19 protein-coding genes, 1 pseudogene and 1 riboswitch are annotated in these 21,858 nt (G+C 55.1%); of the genes and pseudogenes, 11 read left to right on the top strand and 9 right to left on the bottom strand.

Annotated elements, in window-relative coordinates:
* Positions 1-23 precede the first annotated feature (23 nt).
* Positions 24-332 (bottom strand): DUF2087 domain-containing protein, encoded by a 309-nt coding sequence (locus BN3795_RS21730; RefSeq protein ID WP_068786788.1) that lies wholly within the window; start codon positions 330-332, stop codon positions 24-26.
* Between the two features lie 220 nt (positions 333-552).
* Positions 553-735: riboswitch (Lysine riboswitch) on the top strand.
* Between the two features lie 115 nt (positions 736-850).
* Between BN3795_RS21730 and BN3795_RS21725 the strand changes: the two genes are divergently transcribed.
* The 3 genes from BN3795_RS21725 to BN3795_RS21715 all read left to right on the top strand — a co-directional run bounded on the left by BN3795_RS21725 (position 851) and on the right by BN3795_RS21715 (position 3,206).
* Positions 851-1,669, top strand: coding sequence for a transporter substrate-binding domain-containing protein (locus BN3795_RS21725; protein ID WP_068786787.1), 819 nt, complete (start codon positions 851-853; stop codon positions 1,667-1,669).
* Between the two features lie 70 nt (positions 1,670-1,739).
* Positions 1,740-2,453 (top strand): amino acid ABC transporter permease, encoded by a 714-nt coding sequence (locus BN3795_RS21720; protein WP_068786786.1) that lies wholly within the window; start codon positions 1,740-1,742, stop codon positions 2,451-2,453.
* Between the two features lie 18 nt (positions 2,454-2,471).
* On the top strand, positions 2,472-3,206 hold the full coding sequence (locus BN3795_RS21715; RefSeq protein WP_068786785.1) for an amino acid ABC transporter ATP-binding protein: 735 nt from the start codon (positions 2,472-2,474) through the stop codon (positions 3,204-3,206).
* A 72-nt stretch (positions 3,207-3,278) separates the two neighbouring features.
* On the opposite strand, the gene BN3795_RS21710 is transcribed toward BN3795_RS21715, so the two are convergent.
* Positions 3,279-6,020 (bottom strand): glycoside hydrolase family 9 protein, encoded by a 2,742-nt coding sequence (locus tag BN3795_RS21710; protein WP_068786784.1) that lies wholly within the window; start codon positions 6,018-6,020, stop codon positions 3,279-3,281.
* A gap of 339 nt (positions 6,021-6,359) precedes the next feature.
* Between BN3795_RS21710 and BN3795_RS21705 the strand changes: the two genes are divergently transcribed.
* Positions 6,360-6,575 carry a hypothetical protein gene (locus BN3795_RS21705; RefSeq protein ID WP_068786783.1) on the top strand — a complete coding sequence of 72 codons (216 nt, stop codon included), beginning with the start codon at positions 6,360-6,362 and terminating at the stop codon, positions 6,573-6,575.
* Positions 6,576-6,660: 85 nt separating this feature from the next.
* Here the strand turns inward: BN3795_RS21705 and BN3795_RS25690 are convergent, their stop codons facing one another.
* A complete protein-coding gene (locus tag BN3795_RS25690; RefSeq protein ID WP_198524792.1) occupies positions 6,661-6,927 on the bottom strand; it encodes a hypothetical protein in 267 nt (88 codons plus the stop codon).
* 554 nt (positions 6,928-7,481) lie between these two features.
* On the opposite strand from BN3795_RS25690, the pseudogene BN3795_RS25230 reads away from it, so the two are divergent.
* Positions 7,482-7,891: pseudogene (locus BN3795_RS25230) on the top strand (DUF1697 domain-containing protein).
* 12 nt (positions 7,892-7,903) lie between these two features.
* On the opposite strand, the gene BN3795_RS21695 reads toward BN3795_RS25230, so the two are convergent.
* Positions 7,904-8,458 carry a CDP-alcohol phosphatidyltransferase family protein gene (locus tag BN3795_RS21695; protein ID WP_068786781.1) on the bottom strand — a complete coding sequence of 185 codons (555 nt, stop codon included), beginning with the start codon at positions 8,456-8,458 and terminating at the stop codon, positions 7,904-7,906.
* 143 nt (positions 8,459-8,601) lie between these two features.
* On the opposite strand from BN3795_RS21695, the gene BN3795_RS21690 reads away from it, so the two are divergent.
* Positions 8,602-9,396: an SDR family NAD(P)-dependent oxidoreductase gene (locus BN3795_RS21690; protein ID WP_068786780.1), complete on the top strand. Its 795-nt coding sequence runs from the start codon at positions 8,602-8,604 to the stop codon at positions 9,394-9,396.
* A gap of 211 nt (positions 9,397-9,607) precedes the next feature.
* On the opposite strand, the gene BN3795_RS21685 is transcribed toward BN3795_RS21690, so the two are convergent.
* From BN3795_RS21685 to zwf, 5 genes are all read right to left on the bottom strand, one after another.
* Positions 9,608-10,282, bottom strand: a complete 675-nt coding sequence (locus BN3795_RS21685) for a uracil-DNA glycosylase (protein ID WP_068786779.1) — start codon at positions 10,280-10,282, stop codon at positions 9,608-9,610.
* A gap of 79 nt (positions 10,283-10,361) precedes the next feature.
* A complete protein-coding gene (locus BN3795_RS21680; protein WP_068786778.1) occupies positions 10,362-10,958 on the bottom strand; it encodes a class I SAM-dependent methyltransferase in 597 nt (198 codons plus the stop codon).
* Between the two features lie 174 nt (positions 10,959-11,132).
* The gene (gene gndA, locus BN3795_RS21675) at positions 11,133-12,545 is read right to left on the bottom strand and encodes an NADP-dependent phosphogluconate dehydrogenase (protein WP_068786777.1); all 1,413 of its coding nucleotides are present in this window, start codon (positions 12,543-12,545) and stop codon (positions 11,133-11,135) included.
* A 50-nt stretch (positions 12,546-12,595) separates the two neighbouring features.
* Positions 12,596-13,261 carry a fructose-6-phosphate aldolase gene (fsa, locus tag BN3795_RS21670; protein ID WP_068786776.1) on the bottom strand — a complete coding sequence of 222 codons (666 nt, stop codon included), beginning with the start codon at positions 13,259-13,261 and terminating at the stop codon, positions 12,596-12,598.
* Positions 13,262-13,327: 66 nt separating this feature from the next.
* Positions 13,328-14,860, bottom strand: coding sequence for a glucose-6-phosphate dehydrogenase (gene zwf, locus BN3795_RS21665; protein WP_068786775.1), 1,533 nt, complete (start codon positions 14,858-14,860; stop codon positions 13,328-13,330).
* 183 nt (positions 14,861-15,043) lie between these two features.
* Here zwf and BN3795_RS21660 point away from each other — a divergent pair, with 183 nt between their 5' ends.
* The 5 genes from BN3795_RS21660 (at position 15,044) to BN3795_RS21640 (ending at position 21,664) form a co-directional block, all read left to right on the top strand.
* Positions 15,044-15,922, top strand: a complete 879-nt coding sequence (locus tag BN3795_RS21660) for a LysR family transcriptional regulator (RefSeq protein WP_068786774.1) — start codon at positions 15,044-15,046, stop codon at positions 15,920-15,922.
* A gap of 484 nt (positions 15,923-16,406) precedes the next feature.
* A complete protein-coding gene (locus BN3795_RS21655) occupies positions 16,407-17,078 on the top strand; it encodes a response regulator transcription factor (RefSeq protein WP_068786773.1) in 672 nt (223 codons plus the stop codon).
* Positions 17,075-18,253 (top strand): sensor histidine kinase, encoded by a 1,179-nt coding sequence (locus tag BN3795_RS21650; protein WP_068786772.1) that lies wholly within the window; start codon positions 17,075-17,077, stop codon positions 18,251-18,253. Before BN3795_RS21655 ends, BN3795_RS21650 begins: the two co-directional genes overlap by 4 nt.
* A 67-nt stretch (positions 18,254-18,320) precedes the next feature.
* Positions 18,321-19,004 (top strand): ABC transporter ATP-binding protein, encoded by a 684-nt coding sequence (locus tag BN3795_RS21645; protein ID WP_068786771.1) that lies wholly within the window; start codon positions 18,321-18,323, stop codon positions 19,002-19,004.
* Positions 19,001-21,664 carry an ABC transporter permease gene (locus BN3795_RS21640; protein WP_068786770.1) on the top strand — a complete coding sequence of 888 codons (2,664 nt, stop codon included), beginning with the start codon at positions 19,001-19,003 and terminating at the stop codon, positions 21,662-21,664. Before BN3795_RS21645 ends, BN3795_RS21640 begins: the two co-directional genes overlap by 4 nt.
* The last annotated feature ends 194 nt before the right edge of the window (positions 21,665-21,858 follow it).

Below are 21,858 nucleotides of genomic sequence, written 5' to 3'. Positions count from 1 at the left end.
TCTTCCGGAAAAAAAACGTCCCGCTATTGCAGTTCATCCCATCGCTTCCACTGCTCCGGCGGATTCAAAGTGTAGATATCCAACTCCCGGCTCATGAAGCGATGGATGATCCATTCCCGGCGAATCGTGGCATAATCCTCGTCAAATGCTCGGATATACGCGTTAATCTCGGGTTCGGTGTAGCTTCGTCCGGACTCCAGACCGGCGGCCAAATGCTCCAGGACGATCAGCTTCTTCTTGAGCTGGGCGGGCAGATGTTTTAAAGTCCCTGTTTCCGTGAAAAAATTGCGCAGTACGTTCTCCGGCAAAGGCGTGCGCGAAATGGTCATCATCGTTCCCTCCTGAACAGAAATAAATTAGTCTAATATCTAATTAGATATAAATGTAATTAGATGATAAACGAAGGTTCCTTCCTTGTCAACGGGCTGGAGGCTGGGGGCTGGAGACGCGGCCAACCCTACCTTTCCTATCATTCCCACCCTATGTTAGTTTGACAGAATAGAGTTCATATTGTATCCTACAAACAAATTGAATCAGACCTCACGTTCTTCATGGTGAGGTAGAGGCGCGATATTTAACAGTTTCCGGCGGAGCTTGAGCAAGCGAAGAGGTCGGGGAGAAGGAAATGTCGCCGAAGCGGGGTGCAGGCTCACTGTACGCTGCTGGGTCTGCAGTTAAGAGCTGCAGGACTGTCTTGATGGATGACCCGATCTATCAAGTTGTGCTATCTCGTCGAGGGGAAAGTGGGTGTCGGAACGGAAATGAACCCGGCAAACGGCCTCGGAGTATACCCGAAGCCGTTTTTTTGTTTCTGTGATCATCGATTAATCTATATGGAGCGTGAAGAAAAATGAGAAAAACCTGGTCCTTATCTATCCTGATGCTGTTGTCGGCGATTCTGATCCTCGCGGGGTGCAGCTCCGGCAGCAAAGACGATAATACGTTCAAGGTAGGGCTTGAAGCGGGGTATCCTCCGTTTAACTGGACGCAAAGCGGAGATGTGAACGGCGGCGTTCCGATTGACGGCAGCGCGGAATACGCAGGCGGCTACGACGTGGAAATCGCCAAGAAAATCGCCGACGGCCTCGGCAAGAAGCTGGTCATCGTCAAGACCGAATGGAACGGTCTGGTTCCGGCGCTGACGTCCGGCAAGATCGACGCCATCATCGCGGGGATGTCCCCGACGGAGGAGCGTAAGAAGACGATCGATTTCTCGGATAACTACTATAAATCCAACCTGGTTATGGTCGTAAAAAAAGGCAGCTCCTATGAAAACGCCACTTCTATCCAGGACTTCAGCGGCGCGAAAATCACAGCCCAGCTGAACACGTTCCACTACTCGGTCATCGACCAGATTAACGGTGTCAACAAGCAGCCGGCCATGGACGACTTCCCGGCGATGCGCGTCGCCCTGGAATCGGGGGCCATTGATGGCTACGTCTCGGAGCTTCCAGAAGGCGTGAGCGCTGCGGCGGCCAACGGGAATTTCGCGTACATCGAATTCGAGGAAGGCTTCACCACCTCGGACGATGACACGGCTATCGCGGTTGGAGTGGAGAAAGGCAGCGAGCTGACGGAGAAAATCAACGAGATCCTGGCCGGCATTTCCGAAGATGAACGGGCCGCGATCATGAACGACGCCATCAAGAACCAACCTGCGGCAAATTAATTAAAGCATCTGTCATAAGCCGGCTGCAGCGGGATTGCAGTCGGTTTTATGCGGTGCGGGAGGAAAGCAAATGACTTACGAGTGGATGATCCAAATTATCTCCGATAACTGGCCGATGTTTCTGCGCGGAGCGGCGGTCACTTTGTACATCTCACTGATCGGTACGATCATCGGTGCGGTCATCGGTCTCCTGGCCGGCGTGGTCCGCACGATTCCGCTCCCGGAACGGGGAATTCAGCGCTGGCTGCTCAAGATTGTCAACGGTCTGCTGACCGTGTACATCGAATGCTTCCGCGGCACGCCGATGATCGTTCAGGCGATGGCGATTTTCTACGGCTCGTCCATGCTGTTCAACTACGATATGGACCGGATGTTTGCGGCTGTCTTTATCGTCTCGATCAATACGGGAGCTTATATGGCCGAAATCGTCCGGGGCGGCGTTTATTCGGTGGACAAAGGGCAGTTCGAAGCGGCCCACGCCATCGGGATGACGCATTGGCAGACGATGCGGAATGTGGTGCTGCCGCAGGTCATCCGCCATATTTTGCCGGCGACGGGCAATCAGTTTATTATCAACATCAAAGATACCTCGGTATTGAACGTGATTTCTGTATCGGAGTTGTTCTTCATGACCAAATCGATTGCCGGCAACAACTTCCGGTTTTTCGAATCGTTTTTTGTCGCGAGCCTGTTGTATTTGGTCATGACGTTGACCGTAACGAAGATTTTACAGCGTATCGAGAAGAGGCTGGACGGCCCCGAAAGTTATACGCTGCAGCGCTAGCAGAAAGCAGGAGTGAGGATGGAAAAGGTCATCGAAATTCGGCATTTGAGCAAATTTTTCGGTACCCACGAGGTGCTGAAGGATATCAATCTGTCGGTCAGCAAGGGGGAGGTCGTCAGCATCATCGGCTCCTCCGGATCCGGCAAATCGACGCTGCTCCGCTGCATCAATCTGCTGGAGAAGCCAAGCGGCGGGGAGATTGTCTACAACGGCACCAATATCCTGGGGGATACGCACAAGGTCTCGTCGTATCGCCGGCATTTGGGGATGGTTTTTCAGCAGTTTAACCTGTTCAACAATCATGACGCGCTCAGCAACTGCGTCGTGGGCCAAGTCAAGGTGCTGAAGCGCTCCAAGGAAGCGGCCACCGAGATCGCCATGAAATACTTGCGGGATGTTGGCATGGAGCAATATATTCACGCCAAGCCGAAGCAGCTCTCCGGCGGACAGAAGCAGCGGGTGGCGATCGCCCGCGCCTTGTCCATGGACCCGGACGTGCTGCTGTTCGACGAGCCGACCTCGGCGCTGGACCCCGAGATGGTGGGCGAGGTGCTGAAGGTGATGAAGGAGCTGGCCTTCTCCGGACTGACGATGATCGTCGTCACCCATGAGATGGAGTTCGCTCGGGAGGTGTCCGACCGGGTTGTGTTTATGGACCAGGGCGTGATCGCCGAGGAGGGAACGCCGGAGCAGATCTTCAATGAACCGAAGACGGAGCGGACACGGGAGTTTTTGAAGCGGACGTTGAAGTGAATTGAAAACGGCCCGGCAGAAAAAGTGCCGGGCCTGGATAATTTGGACAACTCTCTATTTCTTGAATATCGCTTAAGGTTCAAGTCCCCAAACCAGTGTGCCGTTCAAATACGCCGGAACGCGCTCCCAATCGACATACGAAGTTTTGGTCCCATCATAAGAAAAGTCGTCCGATTCGCTGTAATTCGACCAGTCCGTCTTATTGAAGCGAACCTGAATTTCTCCGCTGTCCGTGCCGGGGGCCAGACTGCCCGCACCGGGGTCGAAGGATACCTCCAGATAATAGTCGGCCCCCGGCAAGCCCTCGTCCAGCTTCGCGAAGCTGCCGTTCACATTGCCGCTGCCGATGGCCGCATAATCGCAATGGAACTGCTGGGGTTTGTCGCCGTCGACCGTAAAATAATAACGCAGCCTCACATCCTTGAGGTCCACGCGTTCCTCCCCATCGTTGACGATCCGGAATTGCGCCCGGATCTGATTGTCGCCGGGGTTCGTGTCATTCGTGCGATACTGAACCTTCAAATCGCTGTCCGACGGAATCGGGGTCGTGTGCGGCTTGGCACTGACTTGAGCCGAAGAGACGCTCTCCCCGACGCTGTTCCTAGCGGCAACGAGGTAATAATACGTCGTATCGTTAACGAGCCCAGCGTCGGTGAAGCCCGGTACGTCCGATGTTCCGACGGTCTCGTAAGGGCCGCCACCGGTTATCGATCTTTTGATCACATAATCTTCGGCCCCGCTGACTGCGTTCCAGGACAGTTGCACAGTGCCGTCGCCGGCCACGGCCTTGACGTTCCGTGGCGCCGCCGGTACCGTCGGTTCTCCCGGATTTCCGCCCCCGGCAGGAAATTCTCCAAATACAAGTACCCCGGCGTCGAACACCGGCATATACGGTGTTTTCACCGGAGCCGCTCCGCCTGTGGCCACGCCCTGGAACGAGAAGTCATTGGCGTTGTTCCAGAAGTTCGTGTTCAGCGGCGCGGCGATGCGGAACTGCACTTCCTTGCGGAAAGCGGATTGGCCGCCGGGATAAATGCGCGTCCCGGAAAAGTCAATCGTTGTGTAATAGATATGATTGTTCGCATCATACGGCCGCAGCTCGGATACCGTTGCTCCTTGATTGTAGCCTCCAGCCGTCACGGTAATGTCCTCGGGACCGTAACCGGCTTCGATCGCTTCGCTGAGATCCAGGTAGTAGTGAAAGGACAGATTTTCGCTGGCGCGCGCCGGCCAGCCGGAGCGGTTGTTCAGCAGTGCGCGGATTTCCACGAAATTGCTGCCGCTGGCATTGACCGAAGCCTCGACGAACATTTCATCCTCGCGCGTCTCCGGAGCGGGGAACGTGGGGAGAGGCTGCCGGCCCTGGCCGTGCAGGATCATCATTTTGGCCAAAGCGCCGGTGAAGCCGGCGTTATAGTCGGTCGCAACTTCATTGGAGACGTAATCCCCGATGGAATCGGTGTAAGCATCGGTACTGGAAGGACCACCGACGAGTGCGCCGTACAGGATGTGGCGGTGATTCTCCGGCACGTTTTGGCTGTCGGCCCAGGAACCGTGGGAAGTGCGGTGATGCGGGTGCTGCGGCGGATTGTTGCCGAATCCGATCACGTAGCTGCTGTTCCGCGGGTTGTCGCCAAGCATGTACAAAATTTGCTTTTCGGCGAATGAACGCGCGTTTTTTTGCTTCGCGGGATCGCTCACCCAATCGGAATACACAAAAGCGAGAAACGCCTGGTTGGCGGCATAACGCAGCGCGCCCCATTGATCGAGATGGGCCAGACCGCCCGGCGTATACGTGACGCGTTCTCCCGTTCCTGCAACCCCGGTCGTCCAGAATTCCATGTTTCGTTCCGTCGACTGAACGAACTTGGCATCGCCGGTGATCCGGGCCAGCAGCAATTGCGCGCCGTAATGCTTGTCGTCCCAGGCATGCGTCCATTTATAGTCCCAATCGCCTTGTTGATTGGTGCCCCAAAGCTTGCTGGCGGCGACGGCTTTGTCGAGGTAGGCTTGATCGTTCGTCGCCAAGTACAGCCAAACGGCGCCCCAGCTTAGCTCATCTGCGTATCCGCTCCAAGAGTTGTAGAACTGTTTGGCATCGGTGATGCTGTCGGAATAATTCCCGCGATATTGGTCGGCAAAATCGTACAATTCCTTCGCATGCCGAAGCAGCTTGTCCGCATAAGCCGAATCGCTGTCCCGAAAAATAATCGAAGAAGCGGCAAGCGCGGCGGCCGTCTCCCCGGCCAGATCGGAGCCGGGATGGGCGGTGTCGATTTTGTAGGCCGGACGCTGCATCGGCATGACTTCCGCCGGACCCCACCAGTTGTGGTCCGCGGTGCCGTTCCCAATCTGGCCGTACAGCTCGTTTGGAGCCGTGTGGGCTTTCATGAAATAATCAGTTGCCCACCGGATGTTGTCCAAAATTTCTTCGAGTTGGCCGGACTGTTCATATCCTTCCCTGTACTCATAAACGGACCAGGCGAGCATCGTCGCGGTCGAAGCCATGGGAAATCCGAATTTGACGTGGTCCCCGGCATCGTACCATCCTCCCGTCAGATCATGGTGGACATCCGCCCCGTCCTGGAGCCCGGAGTCGCCGCGCCATTCCACGCGGTTGTTATCCGGGAGATCGCCGGAACGCTGCGATTCGTAGAAATAAATCGATTTTTGCAGCGCCTCGGCGTAATTGTAATCGGATGCCGCCGCGTTCGCGGCGGGAGCAAAAGAGCTCCAATAACCTGTAAGCGCTAACAAAAAACTGAAAGACAAAGCTCCGCTTTTCTTCATCCATTTGCCCATAGCCGATTTCATCCTCCTTTTGAGTGATTCTAGTAAAAACAAACGTGCCTTAGCGATAGACAAAAAACAGCCCGTTCACCTCGCCTTCAGGAAAGAGTGGAGGACGCGCTGACTGGGGATAGAGGGTAATAAAAACATCGCCCTATTCACAATATACCCAAAAATGTATTTATCTTCTATAATTAACAGTAAAGTTTCTATAAAAATACATATATATATCAAAAAAGATGCAGAGGACCTGCCCGATTTGCAGGTTGCTCGGGTCGAGGCCCGGATTCGCCGCCAGGATGCGCATGACGCTATCGATTGTCGGACCTATAAAGGCGGCTGGCGAAAGAAGAGGGGTATCAGTTGATCCTCGTGATTGACGAGATCGATAAGCAGGATCATTTCTATTTAAGGGACTTATTCTCCAAGTATAAAAATCTCTTTTTAAATTCCCATTTCATCAGCTTTTTTGTGGTGGATCAAAATCAATATCAGGAAATTGCCTTCAGCAGCGACCTGGAAGACAGGTTGAAGATTTATTTTACCAGGCTGTTTTACCTGCTCGGAAATATAACGTGAAGCATCCTGTTTTAACGAAGACGCTCTACCTATTAAACCGGAATTTCTTCCAAATCCTCAAAAGTTATTCCAGTGGCTTGTTGGATCACGAACGGCCGCTTTTTTGGATGCTGTCGAGGACTACGGGGTGCAGCGATGCCGCAGTTATTTTATCGAAAATCATAACCAAATTTACAAACATAAATTTACCCAAGTCCGCGTAATCAGGGCGGAAGTATTGAAAGATTTGCCGTATTACGAGCATCAACTGGCGAATACCCTCAAGACGTTTACGGAAAATCTGGATCGAAGGTTTATCATTTGAACTGCCATAGTCATCGACTGATAGGTTATCTCCTGTGGCTTTAGGCAAGAAATTAATCCTTAGGATAGGGCTTTTTTCTATTGGTTCGGTTCAAGAGATAATAGATACTTGTCTAGTGAAAATCTGCCAGTTTAATTAAAATTAACATGACTTTTTCCAGTTATTTCGATACATGGCTTCCTGTTAAGCCTATATGCCGGGTTTTCGGCGGATGAAGTGGGTTCGAGTCTTGTTGTCTCTGCATGCTGCTTTGCACGATTATCCCTTTCGTTAAGGGAGTAAAGGTCGGGGGCTAGGAGAAGTGCAGCAGACCGGGGTGGAGATCCATGACAAGAGGCAGTTGAAACGAAAATACTGTGATTTTGCTGCAGTCTAAACCCCCAATATTTTCTTCCCTTTCTCCGAGGCTTGTCGGTTTCCCTGTTACCTGATCAAATGGGATAATGGTGCAAAGCTTCCGGACGGCAAGTGTTGATCTAACGCCAAAAGGTGCTGGCTTAACTTGAAACCTTTAATGCAACGCTAGTGCTTAGTTTCTGATTATTGAGCTAAAGCGGGCTAACTAAGTGTAAGTTGTAAAACTAGCGGGGAATCGGACGGCCATGACCATTCATATCGCGCTGCTGCGGGGCATTAACGTCGGCGGCAAAAATATCGTCAAAATGGCGGAGTTGAAGCGGAACAGGTCATCCGCCAGGATTTTGGTCTGAACGTCCCGGTCGTGCTAAGAACGGCGTCAGAGCTGCGCGCCGTGGCGGCAGGCTGCCCGTTTACGGCGGAGGAGGTGTCCGCGGCGGAATCGGCTTCGGCGGAAGCGTTGGATCGTTTTGCTCCCTACGCGAACGAGAAGGAGCAATTCCGCACGGCTGGCAGGGAGGTGTATCTGCTGTTCTCCGACAGCGTCCGGAACTCCAAGCTGGCTGCCAACATGCATAAGCTGGACGCATCCGCCACCGTGCGCAATTGGAAGACGGTTAACAAGCTGGTTTCGCTGGCGGAAGGGATGGGCTGAGTAGGAGTCAGGTCAGTCGGGCGAAGTAGGGTTTGACCTAAAGAAGCTTTTTCGGTTCAAGTCGAGCTCCCGAGAGGTCAGATGGATTAATAGTTCCTCCGCGGCGGCGAGACTGGATACGATACATACGATACGAAACGCCGAAGCGGCGTAATGCGGTGAAAATATCATCAAAGGAGCGAAAAATACGACTAGTCCGGTTGCCTTGTTTCCCAGGGTATGAATCATGGCTAAAGTTCGATAGCGGTAAGCGGCGAAGAGAAGCGCCGCGATTCGGATGGCGATGGCGATGCACAGGTACGGCCATACGCTCTTCATTCCTTCGCCCGTCCAGATGATCAACGCCGAAGCGATCACGCCATACATCAGCATATCGGCCAGCGAATCCAACTTGGCCCCCAATTCGCTGGCCGTATTCGTTTTGCGCGCAATCTGCCCGTCCAACACATCGGTTAGTCCGGCCAGGCAATAGGTGATAATAAAAAGGATCGGTCGGTTCATCATCAAAATCAGCAGCAGTGAAAGGATCATTCGGCTTAGAGTAAGGCTGTTGGCTAAATGCTTCATGCCTTTGTCCCCTTTTACAAAGAAATGGGTTTACGTCAGGAACTTCTATGTGCTTATGTTACTTTAAAGTGCGTACTGTTCGTTTTGAGCCCCAAGGTGCATAATAACATAACTGATGGAGAACTTCCGAGGAGGTATTGAACATGGATTTGCAATTGAAAGGGAAAATAGCGCTCGTCACCGGTTCCACGGCCGGCATCGGCAAAGCGATCGCCGCCTCGCTGGCGGCGGAAGGGGCGACCGTGCTCGTCAACGGCCGGAGCGCGGAGAAGGTCGAGCAGGTGATTGCGGAAATCCGGGCGCAGCATCCGGCTGCCGTTCTGAAGCCGGCGGCCGCCGACCTCGGCACGGAGGAAGGCTGCCGCAAGGTGATGGAAGAACATCCGGACCTGGACATTTTGATCAACAATCTCGGCATTTTCGAACCCGCCGAATATTTTGACATTCCCGACGATGAATGGTTCAGGTTCTTTGAAGTCAACGTGATGAGCGGGGTCCGGTTGGCCCGCGGGTACTTGAAGCGGATGCTGGAGAAGCAAACAGGCCGGGTCATCTTTATCGCCAGCGAAGCGGCGGTCATGCCGTCGCTGGAAATGGCGCATTATAGCGCCACGAAAACGATGCAACTGTCGTTGTCCCGCAGTTTGGCCGAGCTGACGAAAGGAACCGCCGTCACGGTTAATACGGTCATGCCCGGCTCGACGTTGACGGAGGGGGTTGAGACGATGCTGAATACGCTCTACCCGAACGAGCAGTTGACGATCGAAGAAGCGGAAAAGAAGTTTATGGCCGAAAACCGGCCGACCTCGATCATCCAGCGCCTGATCCGGCCGGAGGAAATCGCCCATTTCGTCACCTATCTCAGCAGCCCGCTGTCTTCTGCGATCAACGGGGCCTCGCTGCGGATCGACGGGGGATTGGTCCGAAGCATCGTTTGAGTTTATTTCAGGAAAACATTCAGGCTCCGGCTAGAGTGCTTGAGCATGGCCAAAGCTTGGGACAACCGCCGCTTACGCACGTATTCCTTTACCGAATGCCCTGTTGCGCTTTTGCGATATTCAACTCCTCGAACAAATTCCGTTCCAGCTCCTCGATGGCGGCAAAAATACGGTTTTCGGGTCCCAAGCGAAATCACCTTTCAGTCACCGATTACAAATCGGGAATCTGCCAATCGATTTCGGCCAGCCCTTTAGCACGCAAAAATTGGTTCGTTCGCGAAAACGGCTTGCTGCCCAGGAATCCCCGGTGGGCGGACAGCGGGCTGGGGTGCGGCGTTTTGATCAGGTGATGGTTGCGGTTGGTGATCAGCGCCGCTTTTTTCTGCGCATGGCTGCCCCACAGCAAAAATACGACCGGATCCTGCTTTTGGTTCAACGTTTCGATCACCTTGTCCGTGAAATTTTCCCAGCCTCTATCCTTATGGGAATTCGGCGTCTCGGCTTGTACGGTCAGCACGGTGTTGAGCAGCAGTACGCCTTGCTTCGCCCACGGAACCAAATAGCCGTTATTGGGAATGCGGCAGCCCAAATCGTCCCGCAGCTCCTTGAACATATTTTGCAGGGAAGGAGGGGCTTTCACGCCCGGTTTGACGGAGAAGCTGAGCCCGTGCGCCTGCCCCGGCCCGTGGTAAGGGTCCTGGCCCAGAATCACGACTTTGACGTCGGCGAAAGAAGTATAATGAAGCGCGTTGAAAATATCGTACATATCGGGATAAATCGTCTTAGTTCTATATTCGTTCGCCAAAAATTTACGCAGCTGCAAATAGTACGGTTTCTCGAATTCGGCCTCCAGGTAAGGAGCCCAATCGTTTTTCAGGATGATCAATCACTTTCACTCCTCAGTTTCGTCGAGATTAGTAAAGATTCGACACCGATGCGTACAGTTCCTCCCGTATTCGTTCAACCTATTTTTGGAAAACAATGGAATAATAAGTATCCGCCCATTGACGCACGGACAAAACGGTAGATGGCTGCAAAAGACGCTCCATCTCTGTTAGCGATATGCGGTGTCCGGGTTTGCCGTCCGGACGGGGATGCAGCCATTCCACGACGAGTCCTTTGGCGCCGGGCTTCATCACGCGCCGTATTTCCTTTATTCCGGCTGCCGGATCTTCCAAAATATGCAGGATAAGCGAAGCGATCGCGGCATCTACAGATGACGAAGCCAGCGGGACATGCTCCAAGTCCCCTGCAAGAATCTCCACCTGTGGGGTTTCATAGATTCGGCTGCGTTCTTGCAGGATGTCCAACATGAACGAATCATTATCGACCGCGTAAACCTTGTTCTCCGTGCGGCGTGCCGCGGGGAAGGTGAAGTATCCGCCTCCCGCCCCCAGGTCAAGGACGGTGTCTGTTTCCTTTAGGGCCAACAGATCCAACAACCGCTCAGGAGGAAGCTGGCGTATTCGTTCCGGCTTTTCCAAGTTCTGTAGCCTAGCTTGATTTGAAGCCAGTTCATTCCGGGATTCTTTCGATCTATTACAATGATCTGCGTAAGCCATCCGTATAACGCTCCTTTCAAGTTCGATGATTACTCCCTATTCCATCACTTCCTGCGAAGTCCCTGCCTAATTTCACAAAAGGACACGAAAGGTTCAAACAACGGAAAGCCGCGAGGAAGATCTCGCGGCTTTCTTCATAATGAGATGAACGGCCGTCGGACAAAGACGAACCCGTTATTTATCCATCCATTGAAAATGGAAGCTGCCTTCCCGGTCAACGCGCTCGAACGTATGGGCGCCGAAGTAATCGCGCTGTGCTTGCAGCAGGTTGGCCGGCAGCCGCTCGGAGCGGTAGCTGTCGTAGTAAGCCAGAGCGGAGGAGAAGGCCGGAACCGGAATGCCGCGGGTCACGGCGGTGGCAATCACTTGTCTCCAGGCCTCCTGGTAGTTCTCCACGACGTCTTTGAAGTAATCGTCCAGCAGCAGGTTTTTGAGCTCCGGATCGCGGTCGTAAGCGTCCTTGATATTCTGCAGGAAGCGGGCGCGAATAATGCAGCCGCCGCGGAAAATCATCGCGATCGCACCATAATTCAGATCCCAACCGTATTCCTCGGAAGCGAGTCGCATCTGCGCGAAGCCTTGGGCGTACGAAGCGATTTTGCTGGCATACAGCGCTTTGCGAACGGCTTCGATGAACGCCTGTTTATCGCCTGTGTACGGCTGGGTGGCCGGTCCATTCAGCCGTTGGCTGGCGGCAACACGCTCGGCTTTCATCGCGGAGATGAAGCGGGCGAACACCGATTCCGTGATGATGGACAGCGGTACGCCGAGATCGAGGGCGCTTTGGCTGGTCCATTTGCCGGTGCCTTTCTGTCCGGCGGCGTCGAGGATAACATCCACCATCGGCTTGCCGGTGTCCGGGTCTCTTTTGCCAAAGATGTCGGCGGTGATTTCGATCAGGTAGCTGTCCAGCTCGCCGTTGTTCCATTCGGTGAAAATATCATGGAGTTCTTCCACGCCAAGTCCCAGCACATCTTTCAGCAACTGGTAGGCTTCCCCGATGAGCTGCATGTCGCCGTATTCGATGCCGTTGTGAACCATCTTCACATAGTGGCCGGCGCCGTCCGGACCGATGTAGGTAGAGCAAGGGTCGCCGTTCACTTTGGCCGAAATGGCCGTCAGGATCGGCTCGACCAGCTCATAGGCATCCCGTTGTCCGCCAGGCATGATCGCCGGTCCCTTCAGCGCGCCTTCTTCGCCGCCGGATACGCCGGCCCCGATATAACGGAAACCTTGGGCTTCCAGCTCCTTGTTGCGGCGCTGCGTATCCGGGAAGTGGGCGTTGCCGCCGTCGATCAGGATGTCGCCCTTTTCCAGATAAGGGATGAGCTGATTAATCGTGTCGTCCGTCGGCTTGCCGGCCTTCACCATAATCAGAATTTTACGTGGGGTTTCCAACGCCTGCACGAATTCCTCAACACTGTAGGTGCCGACGAAATTTTTGCCCGGCGCTTCCTCCAGCAGCTCCTTGGTTTTCTCGGCAGAACGATTATACAAGGCCACGGAGAAGCCCTTGCTTTCGATATTCAGCGCGAGGTTCTTGCCCATGACAGCCAGGCCAATGACCCCGATTTGTTGCTTTTTCATTTGAATATACCTCCAAACCTATCCTTTGTGTTTATAGGGAATTTCTTCTTTCATTTCACGGAGTTCTTCCAGTCGGCTGCGAATTTCTCCAGTCCTTGATCCGTAAGCGGATGTCTCGTCAATTGCTCGATGACGCTGTACGGGATCGTGGCGATATGCGCTCCGGCCAGAGCCACGCGGGTGACATGGTCCGGGTGACGAACGGAGGCAGCGATGATCTGCGTATCCAGCCCGTGAATGCGGAACAACTCGGCTACTTTCGCAACCAGCTGTACGCCGTCTTCCGAGATATCGTCCAGTCGGCCGAGGAACGGCGATACGTAGGTGGCGCCTGCACGGGCGGCCAGCAAAGCCTGGTTGACGGTGAAGATCAAGGTTACATTGGTCTTCACGCCTTTTTGAGCGAGATATTTGGTCGCTTCGAGGCCCGCAATCGTCATCGGCAGCTTGATCGTAATCCGCGGATCCCGATTATTGATTTTGATCAGTTCGTCGGCTTGGGCGATCATCTCTTCGGCGGTGAGCGCATCCGGCGTCACTTCCGCCGATACGGATTCCACGTCGGAGATGGCCTGCAGGATTTCGGCGATACGGTCTTCAAACTTGACGCCTTCCTTGGCGACCAGGGAAGGGTTGGTGGTTACCCCGGACAAAACGCCGATTTTATAGGCCTTTTTGATGTCTTCCAGATTGGCTGTGTCAACGAAAAACTTCATCGCAAATCCCTCCAATTTGTAAAGTTCAGATTTGAACTATCGGGGCGAAAAGGCTGGTGCTCCCCGTTACTTGACGGATAAAGGCTCTTGATCCGATGATTTCCCTGCGTTTTCTCTTGCAGATGGGGCTTCGCTTTCCCGGTCGAACCACCACTCGAAGCCGTCTTTGGCTAGCAGCTCATGGGCGGCTTGCGGACCAAAACTGCCCGCCGGATATTCGTACAGCGGAACCTCGTTGGCCGCATAGGCGTCCAGGATCGGCTGCACCCATTTCCAGGACAACTCGACCTCATCCCAATGGGCGAAGAAGGAAGAATCGCCGCGGAGGGCGTCATAAATCAGATTTTCGTAAGCTTCCGGCACATCGCTGCCGCTCTTGTGCGAGCCGATCAGGACTTTCGTGAGATCCTGCTGCTGCGCTTCGCCTTCTGTATTCAGACGCAGATAGATGCCTTCGTTCGGGCTGATTTCGAACACGAGCAAATTCGGAGCGCCGCCGTTGTTGGACGCGGTGACCTGCTTCACCGGCTCTCGGAACTCGATGACGATTCGCGTGGCTTTCTCTTTCATCCGTTTGCCAGTGCGGATGTAGAACGGAATCCCCCGCCAGAAATCGTCTTCGATTTGCAGCTTGGCAGCGATAAACGTGTCGTTCTGGGAATCCTGCGGAATTCCGGCTTCGTCCTTGTAGCCGACGACCGGCTTCCCTTGAATCGCCCCGCTCGCATATTGACCGCGCACCACCTGGGTTGCGACGTCCTGGCGCAGCAACGGCTCCAGCGATTGCATCACATGCTTCTTCTTATAGCGGACCTGCTCTGAATCATCGCCTTTCGGCAAATGAGCAGCGAGCATCATCAGCAATTGCAGCATATGATTCTGGAACATGTCGCGCAACGCCCCGGAATGGTCGTAATAACCGGCTCTTTCTTCGACCCCGACGATTTCGCTGGCCGTAATCTGCACGTTAGCGATATAACGGTTGTTCCAGGAAGCCTGAAGCACCGGATTTGTTTGCTGCAGCAGTTGGAGCTTCTGTACCATCGGCTTGCCGAGGTAGTGGTCGATGCGGAAAATTTCCTCTTCGGTGAAAGCTTTGCTGAGCTGCGCGTTGAAATCCCGAGCGGATTGCAGGTCGCGGCCAAACGGTTTTTCAATAACCAGGCGTTTCCAGCCTGTCGTCTCGCCCAGCCCGCTATCCTGGATATGAGCGGCGATCGTCTCGAACAGCTCCGGACCTACCGACAAGTAGAACAGTCGATTCGGGGTAATCCCCAGGGCTTGCTCGCGTTCTTCAACCAGCTTGAGCAGGCTTTGGTAATCTTCCTTGCGGTCGACGTTCAGCACATGGTAGCGGAAGAAGCCCAGGAATTGGTTGACTGCCTCCGCATCGCTTGCTTCGCGCCGCGAAAAGCTGTGCAGAGACCGCTCGATGTTAGCCTTAAAGGTCTCGTCGGACCATTCTCTGCGGCCCAAGCCAATCACGGAAAAGGTTTCCGGCAGCTTTCCATCCAAAAATAAATTAAACAGGGCAGGGTAAATTTTGCGTTTCGCCAAATCCCCGGTTGCCCCAAACAATACAAATGTATTGGCATCCATCCAGGTTCTCTCCTCTCGGCATAGCTTTTCATTTATGTGTTCAGGGGAGGTGGCCCGTAAAGCTGTAGGGTATACACCTAAATCCCATCTCTAAGCTATGGATTATTTTGACTGATTCCACTATAATACGAATATCTCCATAGGTGAAATTAATATATTTGACAGGAGTTATAGACTGCATTTATGACAAACAATTATGAATTATATAAAGTGTTCTATTGGGCGGCCAAAACCGGCAGTTTGACCCAGGCGGCCAACGCCTTGTTCCTGACGCAGCCGAGCGTCAGTCATGCCATCAAGCAACTGGAGGAAAGCTTTGGCCTGACGTTGTTTTACCGGAATTCGAAGGGGGTGTCGTTGACGCAGGAAGGCGCGGTCCTGTATTCCTATATCGAACAATCGCAGATCCTCATCTCCCTGGCGGAGAAGAAGATGGCCGAGCTCAAGAGCCTCGAAACCGGCGTACTGCGGATCGGCGGCAGCGACTCGTTGTTCAAGCATTACTTGCTTCCGTATCTGGAGGAGTTTCACCACCGTTATCCGGACGTCGGGATTCAGCTGCTTCACGGCACAACCCCGGAAATCATGGGTTATCTGAAGGAGGGGAAAATTGACCTTGGCGTTGCCCGGATGCCGATCGTCGATTCCCATATCGAGGTGCGGGAAGGCATTCAACTGCAGGATTGCTTTGTAGCCGGCTGCGCGTACGCCGATCTCAAGGACAAAGTGATCTCACTCGAGACGCTGCTGCAGCATCCGCTTATCTTGTTCTCGCGCAACAGCCGGGCCCGCATGGCGATCACGGAGCTGTTCCAGGAATACGGCTATGAGCTGAAGCCGGAAATCGAGGTGGGCAGCGTTGACCTGCTGATCGAATTGGCGCGCAAAGGATTGGGGGTTTCCTACGTGGCTCGGGAGTTCGTGTCGAAGGAGCTGGAGGAGGGTTCGCTGTTCGAAATTCGGCTGGACGTGGAGCTGCCGCCGTCCCAGGTCGGGATCATGAATATGCGGAACCTGCCGCTCACGAGCGCGGCGCAGAAGTTTATTGAGGAGTTCAGGTAAGGTAACTGCGGTAACTTCGACAGATGAGGTCTGATCGAGCATGTAATGAGCAGATACGGCCGGCTACGGCTGGCGATTCTATGCGATTTTTCGAGTATAATTCAATCGATAACGGCAAAATGCTGCATTCTATTCGATTTTTCATACACATTAATGGGTTCCATCGGGCTGCGGCACAAATCTGTATGATATTTCATATACATCGCGTCGAAATCGCGGGAAGTAGCGAATTCTATTCGATTTTTCATATATAATTGCCCCTAAAGAACGGAGAGGGCCTTTAACAGAAGCCGGACGATGGGAATTCTCTCCTCTCTCCTCATGCATAAACCGTCTGCAAGAGACCGCAGGCGGTTTTTTGTCGGGTTCTGTGTAGTGTCCCCCCGACCCTAGCTGTGTGTGAGATTTGCATGAGCTCATTTCCAGCATAAAATATACCATAGTGAGAGAGTCAACACGCCGACAGAGGACGAGGGGATGCTGTATGAAAAAAATATTGATCGTCGAAGACGACGAGACGATATCGTTCGGCCTGTCCGCTGCGCTGCGCAAGCACGGCTTCGAGCCGCTGGCTTGCGCGTCGCTGGCGGCGGGGGAGGCGGCGTTTGCGGAGGCCGGCGACATTGCGCTCATTTTGCTGGACTGGAACCTTCCGGACGGGACCGGGTACGAATTCTGCCGCAAGGTGAAAGCCATTCGCGACGTGCCGGTGATTTTCCTGACCGTGCGGGACGAAGAACAGGACATTGTGCGCGGACTGGATCTGGGGGCCGACGATTATATCGTCAAGCCGTTCCGGCTGTCCGTCCTGCTGTCCAGAATCAACGCCGTGCTCAGGCGGACGAAAAATGCGGGACAAGCCGTGCTAAGCTGCGGAGCCATCGTGCTGGATAAGCGGAAGGCTGCAGCATGGCTGGCGGGGCGGGAGTTGTCCCTTACGGCGGGAGAGTACCGGCTGCTGTCCGTTCTGCTGGAGCACAAAAACCAGACCCTGACCCGCTCGCAGTTGCTGGACAAGCTGTGGGACGCGGAAGGCAACTTTGTCAACGACAACACGTTGACCGTGACGATCAAGCGGCTGCGCGAGAAGCTGGATCACACCGACTGCCTCAAAACGATCCGAGGCATCGGCTACCGGATGGAGGAGTTGCCATGAACGCCGGAACGCTGCGGCAGGGGCTGGCGATTTTGGCCGTCTGCGTCCTGATCGGGACGGTGTTGGGGCTGATCGCGGGCCAGGTGTCGGCCCGGCAGGAATACCGGACCGCCTCGCAAATCCTCGGCGCCGCGGGGCGAACGCATCCGCAAGCGGAGGATGCGTTGATGCAGGCGCTCAAGGCGAATTCCCCACGGGACTTCGCCGAGGGTGATCCGCTCCTCCGCAGCTACGGCTATGCTCCGGAGGTCTTCGCAAGGCGGCATACGGCCGAACTGGTCGGAACCGGCATTTCGCTTATGCTTGTACCGGGAGCGGCGCTGTTTGCCTATACCCTCTATCGCTCAAGAAAAAGACAGGACCGCATTCGCGGGTTAACCGCCTATCTGGAGGACATCAATCTTGGCCGGGATACGCTGCTGATGCGCCGGGAGGATGAGTTCTCCCGCTTGGAGGATGAGCTGCACAAGACGGTCACGGAGCTGCGGCAGACGCGGGAAACCGCCGTGCGGGAGCGGCGGTCGCTGGCTGATAATTTGGCCGACATCTCCCATCAGCTCAACACACCCCTTACCTCCATGTCGCTGATGACGCAGCTGCTGGCGGAGACCCGGGACGGCGAAGATGCGGATTACGTGGACAATTTGAGCCGGCAGCTGTATCGCCTGGAGACGCTCGTTTCCGCGCTTCTGAAGCTGTCCCGGTTGGATGCGGGCACCCTGGAATTCAAGCGGGAGCATGTGGATGTGTACGCCGTGCTGCTGCGCGCCGCCGAACCGCTTGATGAGGTGCTGCGCCGGAAGAGGTTGCAGCTGGACATCGAAGGCGAAGCCGGAGCGTGCTTTAACGGCGATGCGGCCTGGACGGCGGAGGCGCTATTGAATCTGCTGAAAAACTGCAGCGAGCATACGCCGGACGGAGGCCGGATTGCCGTCCGCTACGCGAAAAACCCGCTGTACACGGAAATCGTTATCGAGGACAGCGGCGCAGGCTTTGCCAAGGAGGAGCTTCCGCATCTGTTCGAGCGCTTCTATAAAGGCCGGAATGCTTCGAAGGACAGCGCGGGCATCGGCCTGGCCATTGCCCGCTCGATCATCGCGAAGCAGAACGGCAGCGTCCGGGCCGGCAACGTCCCGGACGGGGGCGCGAGGTTTACGGTGAAGTTTTATGCGTAAGGGTCGCCGCTGTCACCGAAATGTCATTTTGGGTTGATACCATGGGGCTGTAAGGGAGGTTATACCTATGCAGCTATTAAAATGTGAAAATTTATGCAAAACGTACGGCACCGGCGACACGAAAGTAATCGCGCTGGACAACATCAATTTTTCGGTAAACAAAGGCGAGTTCGTGGCGATCGTTGGCGCATCGGGATCGGGGAAGTCCACGCTGCTGCATCTGCTGGGAGGCGTAGACCGCCCGAGCAGCGGGAAAATCCGGATCGAGGACACCGACATTTCCGCGCTGAGCGAGGAGCGGCTGGCGGTATTCCGCCGCCGCAAAGTCGGACTGATCTACCAGTTCTACAATCTGATTCCTACCTTGGATGTGCGCAAGAACATTCTGCTTCCCCTGCTGCTGGACGGCAGGACACCGGATGAGGACCGGTTTGCCGAAATCGTCACGACGCTCGGCCTGGCCGCCCGGCTGGGCCATTTGCCCGGGCAGTTGTCCGGCGGGCAGCAGCAGCGCGTGGCCATCGGCCGCGCCTTGATCTACCGTCCGGCCATCCTGCTGGCCGACGAGCCGACGGGGAACCTCGACCGGAGAAATTCCGAGGAAACGATCGAGCTGCTCAAAATCTCCAACAGCCGCTTCCGGCAAACGGTGCTGCTGATTACGCACGATGAGAAAATCGCGTTGGAGGCCGACCGCATTATTGCCATTGAAGATGGGAAAATCGTCTCCGACGAGGCGGTGAAACGATGAACATCCTGGCCGAATATACGCTGGATTATGTGCGCCGGAACAAGAAAAGCAGCGCCGCGATCATGATCGCCATTCTGATCGCCACAACGCTGCTCTCCGCGCTCAGCGGAATTCTGTATACGATGCATACGGACAATATTCGCCTGACGATGCTTGAGCGGGGTAACTGGCATGCTGAGCTGTTTGACGATACGCCGGCCGAGAAGCTCAAATACGTCACGGGGCACCCCAATGTGGAAACGGTTATGATCAAGGGCGCGTGGGAGACCGCCAAGATCGACGATCCGCGCCGGCCGTACCTGATCATGCGAGGGCTCACCGGCAACTACTGGCGGGATATGCCTGAGCATCATCTGATCCTGGAGGGACGCATTCCGGAGAAGCCGGGGGAGCTGGCCGTCTCGAAGCAATATTTTGAACACCATCCGGAGTTCAAAATCGGCGATACGGTTCGTCTGCCGGTCGGCAGCCGCGTCATGGGGGAAGAACGGTTGGAGCCCCGCAACGTTTACAAAGACGGCGAACGCTTCGAACCTGTGGAAGTGCGCAGTTACAGGGTGGTAGGGAAGCTGGACATCACCACCAATTCCACGACGCCGGCTTACCTGGCCTACGGTTATATGGAGGAAGCTTCGATCCGTCCGGAAGACAAACTTACTATTTACATGCGATTCGATCATCCGCGGGCGGCGTATAAGGATATCGTCGAAATCGCCCGGTCGGCAGGCTACAAGCCGGACGAATACGGGGAGTATATGGTGAAAACGAACGACAGCCTGCTGTCCAAATATTTGATTTTCCCTTCCGGGAAGGCGGGGGATTTCTCTATCGAGCAGCTTTCCTTGCCGCTGATGTTCGGGACCCTGGCCCTCATGGTTGCCGGCCTGTTCGTAGTTATTATCAGCAGCGCCTTTGCGATGTCCGCGAACGCCCGGTTGCGGCAGCTCGGAATGCTGCGGAGCATCGGCGCCTCGCCTAGGCAAATCCGGCGTTCGGTCGTGTTCGAATCGCTGATTTTGTCGGTCATCCCGATCCCGCTGGGCATCGGCTTAGGCTGGCTGCTGGGCTACGGGCTGTTCGCCTACATCAGCGCTGCCGAAAAATTGCGCGAAGTCGAGGATATCCGGTTTACGTTCGGCCTGCCCGCCGCGCTGCCGTCCGTCCTGCTGGCGCTGCTGACCGTGTGGCTGTCCGCTTCCATCCCGGCGCGCAAGATCGGTAAATTATCGCCGATCGAAGCCATCCGTCAGGGTGACGGGCTAAAGATCAAGAAGCTGCGGCAGCCTTGGCTAATCGGTAAATGGCGGGGCCTCGAAGGAGAGCTCTCGCAAAATGCCCTGCGCGCGCGACGAAAATCTTACCGCACGGCCGTGATCTCCCTTACGTTGTCCTTTACTTTGCTGTGCGTGTTTTTGAATATGATCTCGATCACCGAGGTGGCAGGCGCTTTGTTCAAGGATGAACTTCATCCATCCGAAGAAAATATTTCGCTGCGCATCCAGGACGGCCAGGTCATGGATCCGCAGGCGGAGGCGGAGATCCGGTCCGTGCCGGGTGTGCAAAGCGCCATGTTCGTCAGCTATTTTTCGGCGTCCGTATGGGTGGAGGAGGAACGGCAAAGCGAAGCGCTTGCGGAAATCGGCGGTCTCGCGCGGATTGCCGGTGACGGCAAGTACTCCGTCTATGCGGAGGACGGCAAATACCGGCTGCAGACGCGGATCGTCGCGCTGGATGACGAGAGTTTTGCCGCCTACAGCAAGCGGATTGGCGCGGACGCCGGCGCTTTTTACGGCTCGGGCGGCATCCCGCGCGTGATCGTCTTCAACCAGGCGCAGGACGACATCCACGGCAACCGCCGCCACGACGTCCCGATCCCGTTTCTCAGGCTGAGCCCGGGGGACCGGCTGCAAGCGGAGGAGAAGGTCTATTCCGAAGATGAAGGGGACTATACGTTTTCCACCGAAGTCGGTTACGTAACGGACGAAATGCCGCCGATCGGAGAGCGGTTCGGCCATTTCGAGCTGGTGCAGATCATGCCGCGCACCGTTTATCTGGACATTGTCTCCCATTTGGAGGAAAACCGCGCCAGGGTTGCACGTTACGTATCGATTCCTATCGTGGCGGATTCCCCGGAGCAGATTGAGCCGGCGACCGTCGCCTTAAGAACTGTGTGCGATTCCTGGTACGGTTCGGGGGATTATTCCCTTTGGAATATTGTTGAAACGAGCCATATCAGGGAGGAAAGCCAGCGCTTGATGAAAACGGTCATCCTCTGCGTAGCCGCCTTTTTGGCGCTGATCGGCATCGCCAACGTATTTTCCACCGTGTCCGGCAATTTGCGGCAGCGGCAAAGGGAGTTCGCCATGCTGCGTTCCGTGGGGATGGAGCCCCGGGGGATCGATCGCATGCTGCGGCTGGAAGCGATCTTGTTCGGTTTGATCCCCATCTTACTGAGCGTACCCGTAACCGTCCCCGTCGTCTGGGTATTCCTCAGAAGTAATCTGGTGTATGTCCGCGAGTTCATCCCGCATTTTCCGGTGCTGCCGATCGCCGCTTTTGCTGCGGGGATTCTGCTCTCCATTAGGCTGGCCTACGCGCTGGGCGGCAGAAGACTGAAGCGGGCGACGATCGTCGAGGCGTTGAAGGATGAAACGGCGTAAGGTATGGGGCCCGCGAGTGAACCCGCGAGTGGGACCGCGACCGCTGCCGACTTCGCGGACGGCTACGCCGCTTTCCGGCCGGTACAGGCAAGGCATGGCATGGGATGGAGGGCAGGGGGGGGCCAACTGCAAAACTGCAGTTCATTTCCGGACAATTTCCCGTTTCGAGCCAATGAAATGCAAAAGTGCATCTC

It is taken from the genome of Paenibacillus phocaeensis, from assembly GCF_900021165.1.
Taxonomy (GTDB): Bacteria; Bacillota; Bacilli; order Paenibacillales; family Paenibacillaceae; genus Fontibacillus; species Fontibacillus phocaensis.
This window is presented reverse-complemented; position numbering and strand designations above follow the sequence as displayed.

Coding starts and splice junctions, on each gene's coding strand:
- BN3795_RS21730 (WP_068786788.1), bottom strand. CDS start 332: ATGATGACCATTTCGCGCACGCCTTTGCCGGAGAACGTACTGCGCAAT.
- BN3795_RS21725 (WP_068786787.1), top strand. CDS start 851: ATGAGAAAAACCTGGTCCTTATCTATCCTGATGCTGTTGTCGGCGATT.
- BN3795_RS21720 (WP_068786786.1), top strand. CDS start 1,740: ATGACTTACGAGTGGATGATCCAAATTATCTCCGATAACTGGCCGATG.
- BN3795_RS21715 (WP_068786785.1), top strand. CDS start 2,472: ATGGAAAAGGTCATCGAAATTCGGCATTTGAGCAAATTTTTCGGTACC.
- BN3795_RS21710 (WP_068786784.1), bottom strand. CDS start 6,020: ATGAAATCGGCTATGGGCAAATGGATGAAGAAAAGCGGAGCTTTGTCT.
- BN3795_RS21695 (WP_068786781.1), bottom strand. CDS start 8,458: ATGAAGCATTTAGCCAACAGCCTTACTCTAAGCCGAATGATCCTTTCA.
- BN3795_RS21690 (WP_068786780.1), top strand. CDS start 8,602: ATGGATTTGCAATTGAAAGGGAAAATAGCGCTCGTCACCGGTTCCACG.
- BN3795_RS21680 (WP_068786778.1), bottom strand. CDS start 10,958: ATGGCTTACGCAGATCATTGTAATAGATCGAAAGAATCCCGGAATGAA.
- gndA (WP_068786777.1), bottom strand. CDS start 12,545: ATGAAAAAGCAACAAATCGGGGTCATTGGCCTGGCTGTCATGGGCAAG.
- fsa (WP_068786776.1), bottom strand. CDS start 13,261: ATGAAGTTTTTCGTTGACACAGCCAATCTGGAAGACATCAAAAAGGCC.
- zwf (WP_068786775.1), bottom strand. CDS start 14,860: ATGGATGCCAATACATTTGTATTGTTTGGGGCAACCGGGGATTTGGCG.
- BN3795_RS21660 (WP_068786774.1), top strand. CDS start 15,044: ATGACAAACAATTATGAATTATATAAAGTGTTCTATTGGGCGGCCAAA.
- BN3795_RS21655 (WP_068786773.1), top strand. CDS start 16,407: ATGAAAAAAATATTGATCGTCGAAGACGACGAGACGATATCGTTCGGC.
- BN3795_RS21650 (WP_068786772.1), top strand. CDS start 17,075: ATGAACGCCGGAACGCTGCGGCAGGGGCTGGCGATTTTGGCCGTCTGC.
- BN3795_RS21645 (WP_068786771.1), top strand. CDS start 18,321: ATGCAGCTATTAAAATGTGAAAATTTATGCAAAACGTACGGCACCGGC.
- BN3795_RS21640 (WP_068786770.1), top strand. CDS start 19,001: ATGAACATCCTGGCCGAATATACGCTGGATTATGTGCGCCGGAACAAG.